The organism is Paenibacillus radicis (ex Xue et al. 2023) (assembly GCF_024722015.1).
In the GTDB taxonomy this organism is placed as follows: domain Bacteria; phylum Bacillota; class Bacilli; order Paenibacillales; family NBRC-103111; genus Paenibacillus_S.
This window is the reverse complement of the sequence record NZ_JANQBD010000011.1, coordinates 117352-131939: the sequence shown is the minus strand read 5'-3', so window position 1 is coordinate 131939 and position 14588 is coordinate 117352. Positions and strand designations below refer to the sequence as shown.

The 14588-nt window shown below is 46.4% G+C and carries 11 protein-coding genes; all 11 read left to right on the top strand.

The window, feature by feature from the left end:
- Positions 1-46: 46 nt before the first annotated feature.
- The 11 genes from NV381_RS16380 (at position 47) to NV381_RS16330 (ending at position 14585) form a co-directional block, all read left to right on the top strand.
- Entirely contained in the window at positions 47-964 is a 918-nt protein-coding gene (locus NV381_RS16380; protein WP_258214368.1) for an ABC transporter permease, read from the top strand.
- Positions 965-1000: 36 nt separating this feature from the next.
- Complete coding sequence (locus tag NV381_RS16375) at positions 1001-1984, top strand: ABC transporter ATP-binding protein (RefSeq protein ID WP_258214367.1); 984 nt, start codon at positions 1001-1003, stop codon at positions 1982-1984.
- The gene (locus NV381_RS16370) at positions 1981-2967 is read left to right on the top strand and encodes an ABC transporter ATP-binding protein (RefSeq protein ID WP_258214366.1); all 987 of its coding nucleotides are present in this window, start codon (positions 1981-1983) and stop codon (positions 2965-2967) included. Before NV381_RS16375 ends, NV381_RS16370 begins: the two co-directional genes overlap by 4 nt.
- Positions 2968-3039: 72 nt before the next feature.
- Positions 3040-4368 (top strand): LLM class flavin-dependent oxidoreductase, encoded by a 1329-nt coding sequence (locus tag NV381_RS16365; protein ID WP_258214365.1) that lies wholly within the window; start codon positions 3040-3042, stop codon positions 4366-4368.
- Positions 4369-4425: 57 nt separating this feature from the next.
- Positions 4426-5973, top strand: a complete 1548-nt coding sequence (locus NV381_RS16360; RefSeq protein WP_258214364.1) for an ABC transporter substrate-binding protein — start codon at positions 4426-4428, stop codon at positions 5971-5973.
- A gap of 49 nt (positions 5974-6022) precedes the next feature.
- The gene (locus NV381_RS16355; RefSeq protein ID WP_258214363.1) at positions 6023-7348 is read left to right on the top strand and encodes an LLM class flavin-dependent oxidoreductase; all 1326 of its coding nucleotides are present in this window, start codon (positions 6023-6025) and stop codon (positions 7346-7348) included.
- A gap of 23 nt (positions 7349-7371) precedes the next feature.
- Positions 7372-7989 (top strand): RraA family protein, encoded by a 618-nt coding sequence (locus NV381_RS16350; RefSeq protein ID WP_258214362.1) that lies wholly within the window; start codon positions 7372-7374, stop codon positions 7987-7989.
- Positions 7990-8246: 257 nt separating this feature from the next.
- The gene (locus tag NV381_RS16345) at positions 8247-10517 is read left to right on the top strand and encodes a helix-turn-helix domain-containing protein (RefSeq protein WP_258214361.1); all 2271 of its coding nucleotides are present in this window, start codon (positions 8247-8249) and stop codon (positions 10515-10517) included.
- Positions 10518-10691: 174 nt separating this feature from the next.
- A complete protein-coding gene (locus tag NV381_RS16340) occupies positions 10692-12263 on the top strand; it encodes an extracellular solute-binding protein (RefSeq protein WP_258214360.1) in 1572 nt (523 codons plus the stop codon).
- Between the two features lie 136 nt (positions 12264-12399).
- Positions 12400-13248 carry a sugar phosphate isomerase/epimerase family protein gene (locus NV381_RS16335; RefSeq protein ID WP_258214359.1) on the top strand — a complete coding sequence of 283 codons (849 nt, stop codon included), beginning with the start codon at positions 12400-12402 and terminating at the stop codon, positions 13246-13248.
- Positions 13249-13280: 32 nt separating this feature from the next.
- Complete coding sequence (locus tag NV381_RS16330) at positions 13281-14585, top strand: ABC transporter substrate-binding protein (RefSeq protein WP_258214358.1); 1305 nt, start codon at positions 13281-13283, stop codon at positions 14583-14585.
- Positions 14586-14588 lie beyond the last annotated feature (3 nt).

The window sequence follows — 14588 nt, the reverse complement described above, 5'->3', positions numbered from 1 at the left end:
AATCTTCTAGGATATGTAGGTTATTGAGAGTGTAGGAGGTGAGGAGTTGTCTGTAACTATCGAAACTAAGACCGCTCCTTCGTCCTTGCCGGTGCAGTCTGTTGACAGAAAAGGATGGCTGAAGAGCGCCTTTAAAAGGCTGGTTCAAAGTAAAACAGGAGCTGTGGGCATGGTTGTCCTTTTTGTTATTGCGATTATTGCTGTCGCTGCTCCTGTTCTGGCATTGCATGACCCTGCTCAAACTAATGTGGCTCGCAAGCTGCTTCCACCAGCATGGGCGGCTAGAGGTTTGGCGGAATATCCTTTTGGAACAGATAATTTAGGCAGGGATATATGGAGCCGATTAATTTATGGCTCACGTGTCTCACTTATCGTCGGATTTTGCTCTGTCGTAGTTTCAGGCATCATCGGGATTGTTTTGGGGCTGATTTCCGGTTATTACGGCCGTTGGATTGATAGTTTGATTATGCGAATTGTCGATGCACTTTTGGCTATACCGACTATTTTGTTCATGATGCTCTTTATGTTCGTGCTCGGGCCCGGAATTGGAACGCTTATCTTCGTTATTGGCGTAACCAGTTGGGTGAGCTACGCAAGGATGGTCCGAAGCGAGGTCTTGGCTGTCCGCGAGCGTGATTTTGTCCGTTCTGCAAGAGCAGTTGGTGCAGGTGACTTCCGAATTATTTTTGTCCATGTGCTCCCGAACGTTATTTCTTCATTTATCGTCATCTCTACGTTGAGCGTAGGCCGTTTCATCATTGCGGAAGCTTCCCTAAGCTTTCTTGGGCTTGGAATCCAATCCCCGGATGTTTCATGGGGCGGGATGCTGAGCGATGGGCGGCAATATTTGGCCACTAGCTGGTGGGTTGCCACCTTCCCTGGAGTGGTAATTACAATTACGGTTTTAGCAGTTATTTTTGTCGGGGATTGGCTGCGTGATTGGCTGGACCCGAAATTAAATTGATGCCCATTTGTTGAGTGCGAGAAGGGAGGGCATGAAATGCCGGAAACATTGCTGGAGGTCCGGGAACTGCAAACTTCGTTTGTAACGAATGAAGGAATAGTCCCTGCCGTCAATAAAGTTTCGTTCAGCGTTGCCAAAGGAGAAACCTTATGTATTGTGGGGGAATCGGGCTGCGGCAAAAGCGTCACCTCGCTGTCTATCATTGGTCTTGTGGCTCGCCCGGGTGAGATTGTTGGTGGGAAGATCCTGCTGGAAGGCAGAAATCTGCTGGAAATGGACAAAAAGGAAATGCGCAAAATTCGTGGCAATGAGGTATCCATGATTTTTCAGGAGCCGATGACCTCGCTCAATCCGGTATTTACGATCGGCTATCAAATCTCCGAATCTGTCCTTGTTCATACAGGGCTAAGTAAGAAGGAGGCACGCAGAAGGAGTATCGAAATGCTGGAGTTGGTCGGGATTCCGCGACCTGACAAGATAGTCGACTCCTTTCCGCATCAGTTATCGGGTGGTATGAGACAAAGAGTGATGATAGCGATGGCCCTCTCCTGCAGTCCCAAGCTGCTGATTGCTGATGAGCCTACGACAGCGCTCGATGTAACCATTCAGGCACAAATATTGGAGCTGATCGGGAAGCTTAAAGCAACGCTGGAGATGGGGGTTATATTGATTACCCATGATTTGGGAGTTGTAGCCGAAATGGCCGATCGTGTCGTGGTTATGTACGCCGGTGAGGTGGTTGAGGAAGCTGCTGCTGTCGAATTGTTTGATCATCCGCTTCATCCTTACACCATTGGTTTATTAAGCTCATTGCCTCAAATTAATGAGCAGCAGGAGGAGTTGTACTCCATTCCAGGAACGATTCCTAATCTGCGGCATCTTCCGTCCGGGTGTGCGTTTCAAGCCCGATGCTCTGCCGCAACCGAAATATGCAGCTTGCAGAAGCCGGTTCTGGAAGAAAAGGCAATGGGGCATCAGGTCCGCTGCTTTCATGCAGAAGGTAAAGGTGACGTAGTATGAGTTCAATAATTATAGACGAACACCCGTTATTGGAAGTAAAAGACTTGAAAAAATATTATCCGTTCAAGCAGGGCTTATTCTCCAAGGAAACTGGATATGTCAGAGCTGTAGACGGTCTTAGCTTCTCGGTAAAGAGGGGCGAAACACTTGGCATTGTCGGCGAATCAGGCTGCGGCAAATCAACCGCAGGACAAATGATCCTGCAGCTGCTGGAACCCACTGAAGGGGAGGTTTGGTTTGATCAACGGAAATTATCGGGACTAGACAGCAATGAGATCCGTAAGGTTCGGCGTGATTTACAGGTTATTTTCCAGGATCCGTATGCTTCATTGAATCCAAGAATGAAAATTGAGGACATAATTGCGGAACCGTTGCGAATTCACGGTGTATCCAATAAAGACCAGCTGAGGAATACAGTCATCGAGCTGATGGAAGTTGTAGGCTTAAGCGAACATCAGATGAACAGGTATCCTCATGAGTTCAGCGGAGGCCAACGGCAGCGTGTAGGTATCGCCAGGGCATTGGCATTAAAGCCGAAGCTGATCGTATGTGACGAGGCTGTCTCGGCTCTCGATGTTTCGATACAAGCGCAGATTTTAAACTTATTAAAAAAGCTGCAAAAGGAATACCAGCTGACCTATATATTTATCGCGCACGGCTTAGCTACTGTAAAATTCATCAGCGAGAGGATCGCTGTCATGTATCTTGGCAAAATTGTTGAGCTGGCGCACAGGGATGAATTGTTCTCCAATCCAAAGCATCCCTATACGCAATCTTTATTATCCGCTATTCCAGTTTCTCATCCGAAGGAGAAGAAGGAGCGTATCATCCTGCAGGGAGATCTTCCGAATCCTGCCAATCCTCCTGGCGGCTGCAGCTTTCATACACGCTGCCCTATTGCGAAGGATATTTGCCGCAGCCAGACTCCACAATTTGAAATAAATGTTAGCGGGCATGGAGTGGCCTGCCACTTTGCGATATAAAAAAAAGCATCGGCTGTACTTCAGATATTGTACATAGCCACACTATTCATAATTAACATGAGGTGAACCAGAATGAGTAGCAAACGTCAAATGACATTACACTTTTTTATGAACAGCACTGGATTTCATGAAACCGCATGGAGACTCTCCAAAGCAGAACCCGAGCGCGTGACCGATCTGGCCTTCTATAAGAAGATGGCTCAACGTGCAGAGCAAGCCAAGTTCCACAGCGTATTTTTGGCAGACGGCTATGATCTTGGCGGCAGTGTGAAGCATCAAGCGCTTGGACGGCTGGAACCTTATACGTTGTTGTCGGCTTTGGCTGCAGTAACGGAGCAAATCGGATTGATAGCTACCGTATCCACTTCGTATAACGAACCTTATCATACGGCACGTTATTTTGCCTCCCTGGATCATTTAAGCGGTGGACGGGCAGGCTGGAATATCGTTACGACGGGAATTGGCAAAACCCATTTGAATTTCAGTAGGGAGGAGCATTTTGAACATGCGGAACGTTATAACCGGGCGTTGGAATTTGTTCAATTAACAACCAAGCTGTGGGATAGCTGGGAGGATGATGCTTTGGTTGCTGACAAAGGTACGGGAGTCTACACCGATACAGAGAAGATCCATGCGATCAATCACAAAGGCGATTCATTTTCAGTTAAAGGTCCGTTAAATATCCCGCGACCTCCTCAAGGCTATCCAGTACTGGCTCAGGCGGGATCATCAGAAGAAGGCAAAGAGCTCGCTGCCCGAACGGGAGAAATCGTATACACGGCACAACAAACTTTGAAAGAGGCTCAAGCCTTTTATGCAGATGTAAAATCCAGATTATCTCGATATGGTCGTAGTCCGGATGATGTACAAATTGTGCCTGGATTCAGCTCGATCGTAGGAGAAACGGAATCAGAAGCCAAGGAGAAAGAGGCTGAGCTCCATGAATCCATTATACCCGAACTGGGATTGAAGCGGCTTTCAGACCGATTAAAGGTAGATTTGTTCTCCTATCCGTTGGATGGCCCTGTTCCACAGCTGCCTGATCCTGAAACAATTAATGAAACCAGAAGCCGTTTTGAGCTTATGAAAAATATGATTGAAACGGAAAAGCTCACCATACGCCAATTAATTCAAAGAGCTTCCGGAGGTAATGGACACCGGACCTTTGCGGGTACAGCCGTTCAGGTGGCTGATCAATTGGAGGAGTGGTTCCTGAATGGAGCCTGCGATGGTTTTGTTATCAGACCCCAACAGCTGCCGACAGGTCTCGATGATTTTGCCCGTCTCGTTATCCCGGAGCTGCAGCGCAGGGGGCTGTTCCATACGGAATACAAGGGAAGAACACTTCGGGAGAATTTGGGGTTAACCCGCCCAAGCAATCAGTTTGCGGGACAGCGATAATAAAATAGAGGTTAGCATTTGCATTAGATATGCATATATTCGGAGGGGACAGAAAAGATGAATTGGATTCGTAAATTTCCGGTCATAACACTATTGATCCTATTGGCGATTACAGGCTGCAGCAGCACTAAAGGTGCGGGAACAGGAGCAGCAGAGACGGGTAAAGAGAAGGTGTTGACGATTGCACAAACAACCGACAATGTAACCTTTGATATCCATAACCACGGCAATACGCAAACGGAAGCCATTCAAGTCAATCTATTTGATTATTTGGTTAAGAAAGACGGATCGGACCCGCAGAAGAAAATACCTAGTCTAGCTACTTCATGGGAACGTACGAATGATACGACGTGGAGATTCAAGCTGAAGCAGGGAGTGAAGTTTCATAATGGTGATCCGTTCACCGCAGCTGATGTGAAATTTACACTAGAGAGAGCCGCTAACGATAAGAAGCTTATTGATTATTCCTCTTATTCCGTTATTAAAGAAGTTAAGATTGTAGATGATTTTACGGTCGATATTATTACGAAGGAGCCCGATCCAATTTTATTGGCGCGTTTGAGCAGGATCAGTTCAGGTATTTTACCGTCGAAATATTTTCAAGAGCAGGGGCTGGACAATTTTATGAAAAATCCGGTCGGAACAGGCCCTTACAAATATGTCAAATGGATTAAGGATGACCGGGTGGAACTGGTAAAAAATACAGATTATTATGGCGGAGCTCCGAAATGGGACAGACTCGTATTCCGTACTATTCCTGAATCAACGACGCGTATTTCCGAGCTGTTAACAGGCGCAGTAGACATTGCCATCACCATACCGCCAGAGGACATCAAGCGTGTAAAAGATAGTGGTACCACTTACTTTACACAGCAAGATAGCGCACGGGTGCAAAGCTTGCTGGTTCGGCAAACTCCTGGGACCCTAACAGAGAATCCAAAGGTTCGCGAAGCAATTGAACTGGCTATCGACAAGAAAACACTGGTAGATAATGTGCTGGGAGGTGCAGGAGTGCCAACCCAAGAAGGTATAGGTCCCGGGATCTTAGGCAATAACCCGAAATTGTTTAACACGAATATTTACAATAAAGAACGCTCCAAACAATTACTTGCGGAAGCCGGCTACCCGAATGGTGCTGAATTGACATTAAGCTCACCGGTTTCGTTTAAAGAGATCGCAGAAACAATTGCTGCTAATTTGAAGGATGTCGGTTTCAAAGTAAAGCTTGAAATATTGGAACAAACTCAGTATAAGCAGCGTGATAATTCCAACACGTTCAAAGAGCTTGCTTTGCAGGGTAAAGGAAATTCGATGTTTGAATCGCCACTGCCGCTGGAGCCGTTCATCACAGAAAGAGCAAAGCAGCAAACGGATTACAGCAATCCGGAAGTGGACAAACTTCTGAAAGCTGCTTCGAGCAATCTTAATGATAAGGAAAGAGAAGAACAGTATAAGAAGGTACAAGAGATTCTTGCGGACGGCCGTCCGAGAATTTATCTTTATCAAAACAAATTTACGTATGGAGTCAATAATAGAATCGAATTCAATCCGAGAATGGACGAAATGTTCTATGCAGAAGATATTAAGCTGAAGCCAGCCAAATAAAGCCATGAATGCAATCATACATTTCAAGGAATGAAGGTGTTCGTCGAATATGAGTCAAACGGTTAGACAACTAAAATTCGGTTTATTTTTACAAGCTGCTGGACATCATGTTGCCGGTTGGAGACATCATGAAGCTCAAGCAGGTAGTGAAAACTTCGAATTAATTCAGCAATTGGCCCAGACGGCGGAGCGGGCTAAGTTTGATATGGTTTTTTTGGCAGACGGATTAACGACTTCGCCTGATTCTCCTGCATCGGTTGTTGCACGGTTTGAACCTATTACGCTTCTTGCGGCGCTATCCAAGGTTACGGAGCGTATTGGCTTAGCTGTCACGGCTTCCACTACTTACTATGAACCATTTAATCTGGCTCGCTTGCTCGCTTCAGTGGATCTATTAAGCCGGGGCCGGGCGGCCTGGAATGTAGTAACGACTTCGACATTGTCAGCAGCGCAAAACTTCAATAGAGATCAGCATGAGGAGCATGGGATCCGGTATGAGCGTGCAGAGGAATTTGTTGAGGTTGTCAAAGGTTTGTGGGACAGCTGGGAGGAAGATCCTTATATTGTCAATAAGACTACCGGTGATTACATAGATAGGAATAAGCTGCACACATTGAACCATGCAGGCAAATATTATTCCGTGAAGGGGCCTCTGAATGTGACACGAAGTCCTCAGGGACATCCGGTCGTTATTCAAGCCGGCTCTTCCGATACCGGGCAAGATCTCGCCGCTCGAATTGGAGAGGTTGTGTTCACAGCCCAACAGACGTTAGAGGAAGCGCAGCTTTTTTATTCCAGCTTAAAAGGCCGCTTACAGCAGTATGGCCGTTCTCCCGAGCATCTGCTCATCTTGCCCGGACTCCTTCCGGTTATTGGTAAGACTGAGCGGGAAGCGAGAGATAAATATGAATATTTGCAAAGCTTTGTCGATGATTCCAGAGCGATTGCTTCCCTTTCTGAAAGATTCCAATTTGATCTAAGCGGGTATTCGTTAGATGATCAGCTTCCTGACATTCCGGAATCGAACGGACGGAAAAGCCGCCCGCAACTGCTGCTTAATCTCGCGCGCAGGGAAGGGCTCACTCTTCGCCAGTTGTATAAGGAAGTGGCCGGAGCGCGCGGGCATCGAATCGTGGTTGGTACACCGGTGCAAATAGCGGATCATATTGAGAAATGGTTTGCTGGAAATGGAGCAGACGGGTTCAATATCATGCCGCCTTACGTTCCGGGTGGATTAGAGGATTTCGTTGACGGAGTCATCCCGGAGCTGCAGAGCAGAGGGTTGTTCCGTACCGAATATGAGGGCCGCACACTTCGTGAAAATCTGGGGCTGCCGATTCCCGTTAACCGGTATACGCGTGTGGAAACAAAATAACGGAGTGGAAAGGGGAAACTCAAATGTCTGCAATTGAAAACCAATTTCTTGAACTTCCAACTACAAGTATTTCGGATGCTTTGAACGGCCTTACCAATCTGGATCCTGCCATCAAGCCGTTAAAGGAAGAATACAAAATTGCAGGGAGAGCCTTCACAGTTAAAATACCTGTCGGCGATAATTTGGCTGTGCTTAGGGCTATTCGGGAAGCGAGTCCCGGAGATGTTTTGGTCATTGACGCCAAGGCCGACACTTACCGCGCGGTAGCCGGTGATTTTGTTGTCGGACTAGCTCAAACCTTGGGTCTGCAGGGGATCGTAGTAGATGGCGTGATCCGTGATATTAAGGGAATACGCGACCTTGGTTTTCCTGTTTTCTCCAGAGGAACTACGGTAGCGGCCGGCAGTAAGTTTGGCGGGGGAGAAACGAAAGTAGCTGTTTCCGTCGGAGGAGTAAGCATTAATTCAGGTGATATTATCGTCGGAGATGTTGACGGAGTCGTTGTCGTGCCGCAGGATAAAGAGCAGCAGGTTGTTCGTGCAGCTCAAGACCGGGTTGCCATGGACCAAAAACGTGAGCAAGAGGTATCAGGGAATAAGGAAGCCGTTCTCCGTTATCTTGATAAAGTTTTGGCTAATTAGGCGACGGAAGGCTGAGTATTATTGACTGTCTGCTAGTCTTTATATTTACTTGGGGTTATCTCGCAAGCAGTAGGAAACTGCTTGTGAGGTAACCCTTTTTAATTAAATCACAGTTCCTGAAAAGTTCAAAACTTCTTTAGATTTCATGCTAGAATAGGATAAGAACTAATCAAACGCTGCCCACGAGAAAGGACCTGTCCGGCATGAAGTCGCTAGGAATCACGCGCACCTCCCTTTCCATAAGAAAAAATACATTCATGAAACTGCTCGTGTCTTTCATTATCCTGAACATCCTGAATATTTATCTAGTATTCGGTCTGTTTTATTATAAATCTCAAAATATTTTGGAACGAGAAATTAAAGACTTATCCCACAACATGCTTTTTCAGACGCAGAATATCTCCAACTACTTATACACCTCTACGGTCAAAATAGGCTACGATCTTTACTATAACGATATTATATTTTCAGCAATGTTCTCACATGACGAGATGGATACGTTTATGCAAAGCAATCTCGGCACCCGGTTGAACATGACGCTGCAGCTCAATCCAATCGTTCAATCGATTTATTTGTACAACATACAGCAAAATGTCGTTATTTCGACCAAGTATGCGAATATGCGAGTCAGAGATTTTGCGGACACCGAAATGACGGCAATATTAAGCGGATACCGGTATACCTCTCCGAAAATTCAATATATTTTGCGCAAAGGTCCGCCCGGGAACGATTCGGATGGACCACTGCTGTCGCTTATTATAACCGAACCTTCACCTAGCTCAAGGGAGATTCAAGGGGCGATGGTTATTAATATTAACAGCCACAAATTTCAGGCTCTTATCGATCAGATGGTGAATGATCCGCTGAATCAAATGTTCATCGTTCAAAACGATGGGGAATTTGTAACGAAGCCTTCCTCTAGCCTGTTTACCGGGGGGAATGGGAAGTTTGCTTTCTTTGAGCGGATTCAGCAAAGTGCAGAATCCAACGGCTCATTTATCGAGAATGTAAATGGCAATAAGTATGTCGTGTCTTTTCAGAAAACAACCATGGAAAGCACCGGCTTTCATTATGTGAGCATTTATCCGTACACCGAGATGTTCAAAAGCCTCATCAATATTAAAAATATCACATTAATTAGTACTTCGGTGCTGCTTGTGGCGAGCTTGATCATCTCTGTCATTCTATCGCGGGTTATTTATTCACCAATCAGGTCGCTCATTCAGCTGGTCAAGCGGCAGACGAATGGACTAGCGGGTATCGAGATGGAAGGGGACATCGAAATCGTTAAAAGAGCCTTCTCCAAGGTGGTTGTAGAAAACGAATCGCTGGAAAATTTCTCGCATCGTACGCAGGTGCTGCTAAGAGAGCAGTTTTTGAAGAGCTTGTTATTGGGTCATCACGATAGCCGAGGCCGGTTTGACGAGCAGATTAAGGAGCATCACATTCAGCTGGAAACCGACAACCAAGCTGCTGTCATCGTCTTACGCATCGATCATTACAATCGGTTCGAGGAGCTTTTTGACAGTAAGAGCAGATATTTAGTACGGTTTGCCATGTGCAATATTGCAGAAGAAACGATGGAACGGAGCTATCGCAGTCTGCCTGTCAATATAGCGGCGGATCATGTGGCGGTTATTATCAATAACTGGGAGGATGATCTTCAGAACCTGAGTGAGGTATTATCCAAGGTACAGTCCAATATTAAGCACTATTTGAATATAAGCGTAACGATTGGCATTGGGGAATCGGTCGAAACTTTGTACGAAGCCGAATACTCCTACGAGGGGGCTTTGGCAGCAACGCATCATCGCATATTTAGAGGAGCCGGTTCCATCTTGGACTACGTAAGTTTGCGGCATCTGGAGAAATCGGGGTATCCGCATGATAAAGAAAAAGCCATCATCAACGAGATAAATTTGGGAAAACTGGATAAGGTAAAGCCTGCTGTCGAAAGTTTGCTCCAAGGGCTGGAAAGCTATCCTTATCGGGATATGCTTGCAATTACAAGCGAAGTTACGATCAGTGTGCTTAAAAGTCTGCCGCCTGCGTCCAAAGGTAACCCGCTACCGACTCTGTCCTATCAGGAGATGTATGATCAGCTTATGAAGCTCGAGTCCGTGGAGGAAATCACGTCTTGGATCAATGAATTCATTCTGGATGCGGTAAACGTACAGGAAAACGGCAAAAAGACAAAATCCAATGAGATGATAGTCAGCGCACTCACATATATCGACGAGAATTATACGCGGGTAGAGTTTTCTGCCACAGACGTAGCGGAATACTTAAAGTATTCGGTAAGCTACATGAATGTCCTGTTTAAAGAGCAGACGACAGTATCTGTTCATGACTATATCAACCGTAAACGGCTGCAGAAAGCCAAGGAGCTGATCGAGCAGTCGGATATGCTGATTAATGCCATCGCGCACGCGGCTGGATTTAACTCAAGCAACTATTTTTATTATGTTTTTAAGAAAGAATACGGATTAACACCCAACGCTTACCGAAGACTGAATAACACCAAATGAACCAGGCCGCGATGCTTGGTTCTTTTTTTCAACAATTCGCTCTATCAGTTGCTGCAAAAACATCAGATTTAAGGATTTCTGAGTAATAATCATATTTTGAAGTATATTTTTCGGTTGTAAAAGGCTACGATACACCAAGAAACGACCCCCAATATTCCTACAGGAGGGAACTTCGTGAACAGAAAGACGCTAATTGCATGGCTGTCCTTAATAACAGCGATACTGCTGCTCTCTAGCTGCAGCGATACCTTGTCCTTATACAACAACGGCAATGCACCATTATTAAGCAAAGCCGTGACGGATGGCAAGCGGAATAACGAAGTCATTTTAAAGCTCGTATTACCGGGTGAGACACCGCCCCATTACAGTGAAGTCATGGAGGTACTGAATAAGAAGCTTTCTGCATCTATTCATGTGACGTTGGATATTCAGTACATCCCCTGGAGCAGCTACAACAACCAACTGCTTGTAAAAATGGCTGCCGGCGAGGACTACGATTTCTTCTATAACGGGTACTGGCAGAATTATTCGCAGATTTTGAACCGGATGGGAGCCAAAGATGTTACCGATTTAATTGAAAGTTACGCTCCCGATTTATATAAGGGGCTTACCCCTGAATATATTAACTCTAATAAATATAACGGAAAGCTGTACGGGATTCCGATTCCAGGCCCGATCGAATATCCGCAGGGTTTTCATTTCCGAGCGGATCTTGCAGAGAAATACGGATACAGTTCTAGCAACCTGGGTTCGCTTCAGCAGGTGGAGGAATTTCTGAAGAAGGTGCTGGCCGCAGAGAAGGCAAACGGCAGAGTAGGCATCAGATACAACGGCGAATACACGGGAGACTATAAAGCAATGGCTTTTCTCGGCACACAGCGTGAATTTGTTCCCAGCTATGATTTTAACTCCCCGGGTTTTCTGCTGAATAACGAACCCGTTGTCATCAATCAATTCGAGACCCAGCAGTACAAAGATTTTCTGAAATTGAAGAGACGGTGGTGGGATGAAGGGCTGATCGACAAGGATTCGTTGTTCAGCAAATCCTCTCTGGCGTCGGAACTGATCTCCGACACGAAGAGTCTGGGTTACATCAGCAATGCTCCGGAAGGCTATACGGGAGAAAACAGCGCGGGGCGGGCGAAATTTGATCCTGGAGCGAGATTGGACTATGTGTCCATCGAAGGAGAAGGTTTTAAAATGGTCAGCTCGTTTAAAGCCGGTAATTTTATCGTCATTACGCCCTCTTCCCGCAACGCCGAGAAGGTGCTGATGTTTCTGAATTTGCTGTATAAGGATAAAGACGTTAGAGACTTGTATTTGTATGGGATTAAAGGAAAAGACTTCATCCCGGTGGGCGATAAGGAGTTCAAATACCCGGACGGTATCGATCCTTCCAAAGTGTTTCAAAATTTATGGTGGATGGTAACACCTTGGTCCAATGCCCGAATTCCGGCATCTGCGACAGCTTCGGATAAGAAGTTTATCCAGATGAGCACCGATCCGAATAATTTTACCCAATCGGTCATATCGGGGTTTGATTTTAACCCCGATCCAGTCAAAACGGAAATATCCAGGGTGAACACGATTGTGGTGGAATACCGCAAAACGCTGGAAAGCGGCTCCGGAACCGATGTGCAGCAGAATGCCAAGTATAAGGAATTCATAGATAAGCTGAAAAAAGCCGGTGTAGACAAGATCATTGACGAGAAGCAAAGGCAAATCAATGAGTTTTTGAAAAAGTAAGAAAAAAAAGTTGATTTCAACAAGGGGGTGATGTTTGGTTGTAAAATTAGCACTCTTCAATATAGATTGCTGCTAAAAACTTAAGAAACATAACATTCTTGGCTTGGATTAAATCAAATGGAAAGGGGAAGCACGAATGAAGTTGTCTGTATTCACTGCATCGACGCCGGACTTAACATTGGGTGAGACGATTTCAGCAGTAAAGGAAGCAGGTATAGACGGAATTGAATGGAGATTTGCTGATGTCCCCCAGGATGCGCTAGACGAGTCGCCATCCTTTTGGAAAAATAATCGCTGTTCCATTCCCATTGCATCCGAGAAGACGAAATGGTTCGAGTACAGGTTGGCGGCAGAAGAAGCGAATATAACTTCGGTTGGCGTCCTGCCGAATATGGCTGCAGGAGACCTGGTGACAACGGAGCGCCTCCTGCAGGCGGCAAGCTTCATGGATGCTTCATTTATCCGGTTGGGCGTTCCGTTATACAACGGGGACGAATCTTATTCAAAATTGTATGAAGAAGCGCGGGAATATTTGAGCAAATCCGAACTATTATGCCGTAGTTACGGGGTTAAAGGAGTTGTCGAGATTCATCACAACACGATCATCAGCAGCGCTTCGGCCGCCCGCAGGTTATGCGATGGATTCGATCCGGCATTCATTGGCATCCTGTACGACCCGGGGAACATGATCTACGAAGGGTACGAGAACTTTAGGATGGGCCTCGACATAATGGGTCCGTATCTAGCCCACGTCCATGTAAAGAATGTGAGCTGGAGCCGGGTAGATGGTGCAGAGGGGAATGATATCTGGAAGGCCGATTGGGCTGGCTTGCGCAAAGGCTGCGTCCCGTGGCCTCAGCTCGTCGGCGATTTAAAGGCAGTTGGCTACGATGGGTATTTGGGTCTGGAGGATTACAGTGGAGAATTCGCAACGAAACAAATGCTTCATGAGTTTGCCCAATACTTTAAAACATTGTTAGGTTGAAAAATCCAAAACGTTTCGGGAGGACTGTTTTTATGAAGAAAACTAAACAATTGGTTGCGGGTTCCCTTTCCGCTCTGCTGCTGCTATCGGGCTGCGCCACAGGCGACACGAAACCTGCAGCATCCGGCACGAACGGCGGTACTACTGCTTCAAGCGCAGCTAAAGAAGCGCCTAAAAGCGATGTGACACTGACGATTTCCAGATGGGCGGGACCCCATGCAGACGATCAGGCTGAGCTGCTGAAGGAATTTGAGAAAGAAACGGGCATCAAGGTGAAGATGGATGCGATTGATTTTGGCCAATTGAAGCCTAAGCAGACTTTGAATATGTCGGGTAAAACCGGGCAGTACGATTTAATCTGGGCACAGGAATCGTGGATCGGGGAATACGTCAAATCGGGTTTTCTGGCCCCGCTGGATGATTATGTGAAGGAAGCTGGAAGCAAATACGATGCGGCTGATATGAACCCGAGCGCAATTAAAGCGTTTACCGTCGACAACAAGCTGTACGGGCTGCCGAATTTCGAGCAGATGCCGCTGCTCGTATATAACAAAGAGATGCTTCAGGCCGAAGGACTGCAGCCTCCGCAAACGTGGGACGATACGCTGAAAGTGGCGAAGCACTTTTTTGACAAAGGAACGGGGATCGGTATTCCCGGAAAGCAAGGCAGCGCCAGCGTCAGTATCTTTACCATTTTGAAGCGCACTAATGGTTCGGATTATTTCAACGCTTCCGGTAAGCTGGAATTGGCGACGCCTGCGAATATTGAAACGATGCAATTTTGGAAAACGCTTGCTTCATATTCAATGAAAGGCAGCACAACATGGTGGTGGGATGAGGTCACGAAAGCTTTGCAATTCGGACAAATTCCGCTTGGCATTACGCAATCAGGACTGTTCTCGCAGTTGGAGGACCCGACCAAGTCGAAGGTCAACGGCAAATTGGGATACGCACCGCTGCCATATAAGAAAAGTCCGGCTGGCTTAATCAACGTGTGGAGTTGGTGTTTGCCGCAGGACAGCAAGCATCCTAAAGAGGCGTTCCAGTTGGCAGCATGGCTGACCAGCAAGGAAACGGAGAAAAAGATGAGCCTCAAAAATGCCAGCCATATCAGTCTGCGCCAATCTCTCTTTAACGATCAGGAGCTTGTGTCGAAGGCGCCGTGGTTGCCTGCCGTTGGAACTGCTCTAAAAGACGGTATCACATCACCGCTTCAACCAAACGCGCCTAAGCTTGTCGAAGCACTAGGCAACGGTATGTCGAGCATTATTACTTCGGGCGCCGATCCTAAGGAAATATTGGAGAGAGTACAACAAGAGATTGCCTCGCAATTCTAAAAA

Bases quoted from the DNA above. Each gene is read 5' to 3' on its own strand.
- NV381_RS16375 (WP_258214367.1), top strand. From the start codon at position 1,001: ATGCCGGAAACATTGCTGGAGGTCCGGGAACTGCAAACTTCGTTTGTA.
- NV381_RS16370 (WP_258214366.1), top strand. From the start codon at position 1,981: ATGAGTTCAATAATTATAGACGAACACCCGTTATTGGAAGTAAAAGAC.
- NV381_RS16365 (WP_258214365.1), top strand. From the start codon at position 3,040: ATGAGTAGCAAACGTCAAATGACATTACACTTTTTTATGAACAGCACT.
- NV381_RS16360 (WP_258214364.1), top strand. From the start codon at position 4,426: ATGAATTGGATTCGTAAATTTCCGGTCATAACACTATTGATCCTATTG.
- NV381_RS16355 (WP_258214363.1), top strand. From the start codon at position 6,023: ATGAGTCAAACGGTTAGACAACTAAAATTCGGTTTATTTTTACAAGCT.
- NV381_RS16350 (WP_258214362.1), top strand. From the start codon at position 7,372: ATGTCTGCAATTGAAAACCAATTTCTTGAACTTCCAACTACAAGTATT.
- NV381_RS16345 (WP_258214361.1), top strand. From the start codon at position 8,247: ATGAAACTGCTCGTGTCTTTCATTATCCTGAACATCCTGAATATTTAT.
- NV381_RS16335 (WP_258214359.1), top strand. From the start codon at position 12,400: ATGAAGTTGTCTGTATTCACTGCATCGACGCCGGACTTAACATTGGGT.
- NV381_RS16330 (WP_258214358.1), top strand. From the start codon at position 13,281: ATGAAGAAAACTAAACAATTGGTTGCGGGTTCCCTTTCCGCTCTGCTG.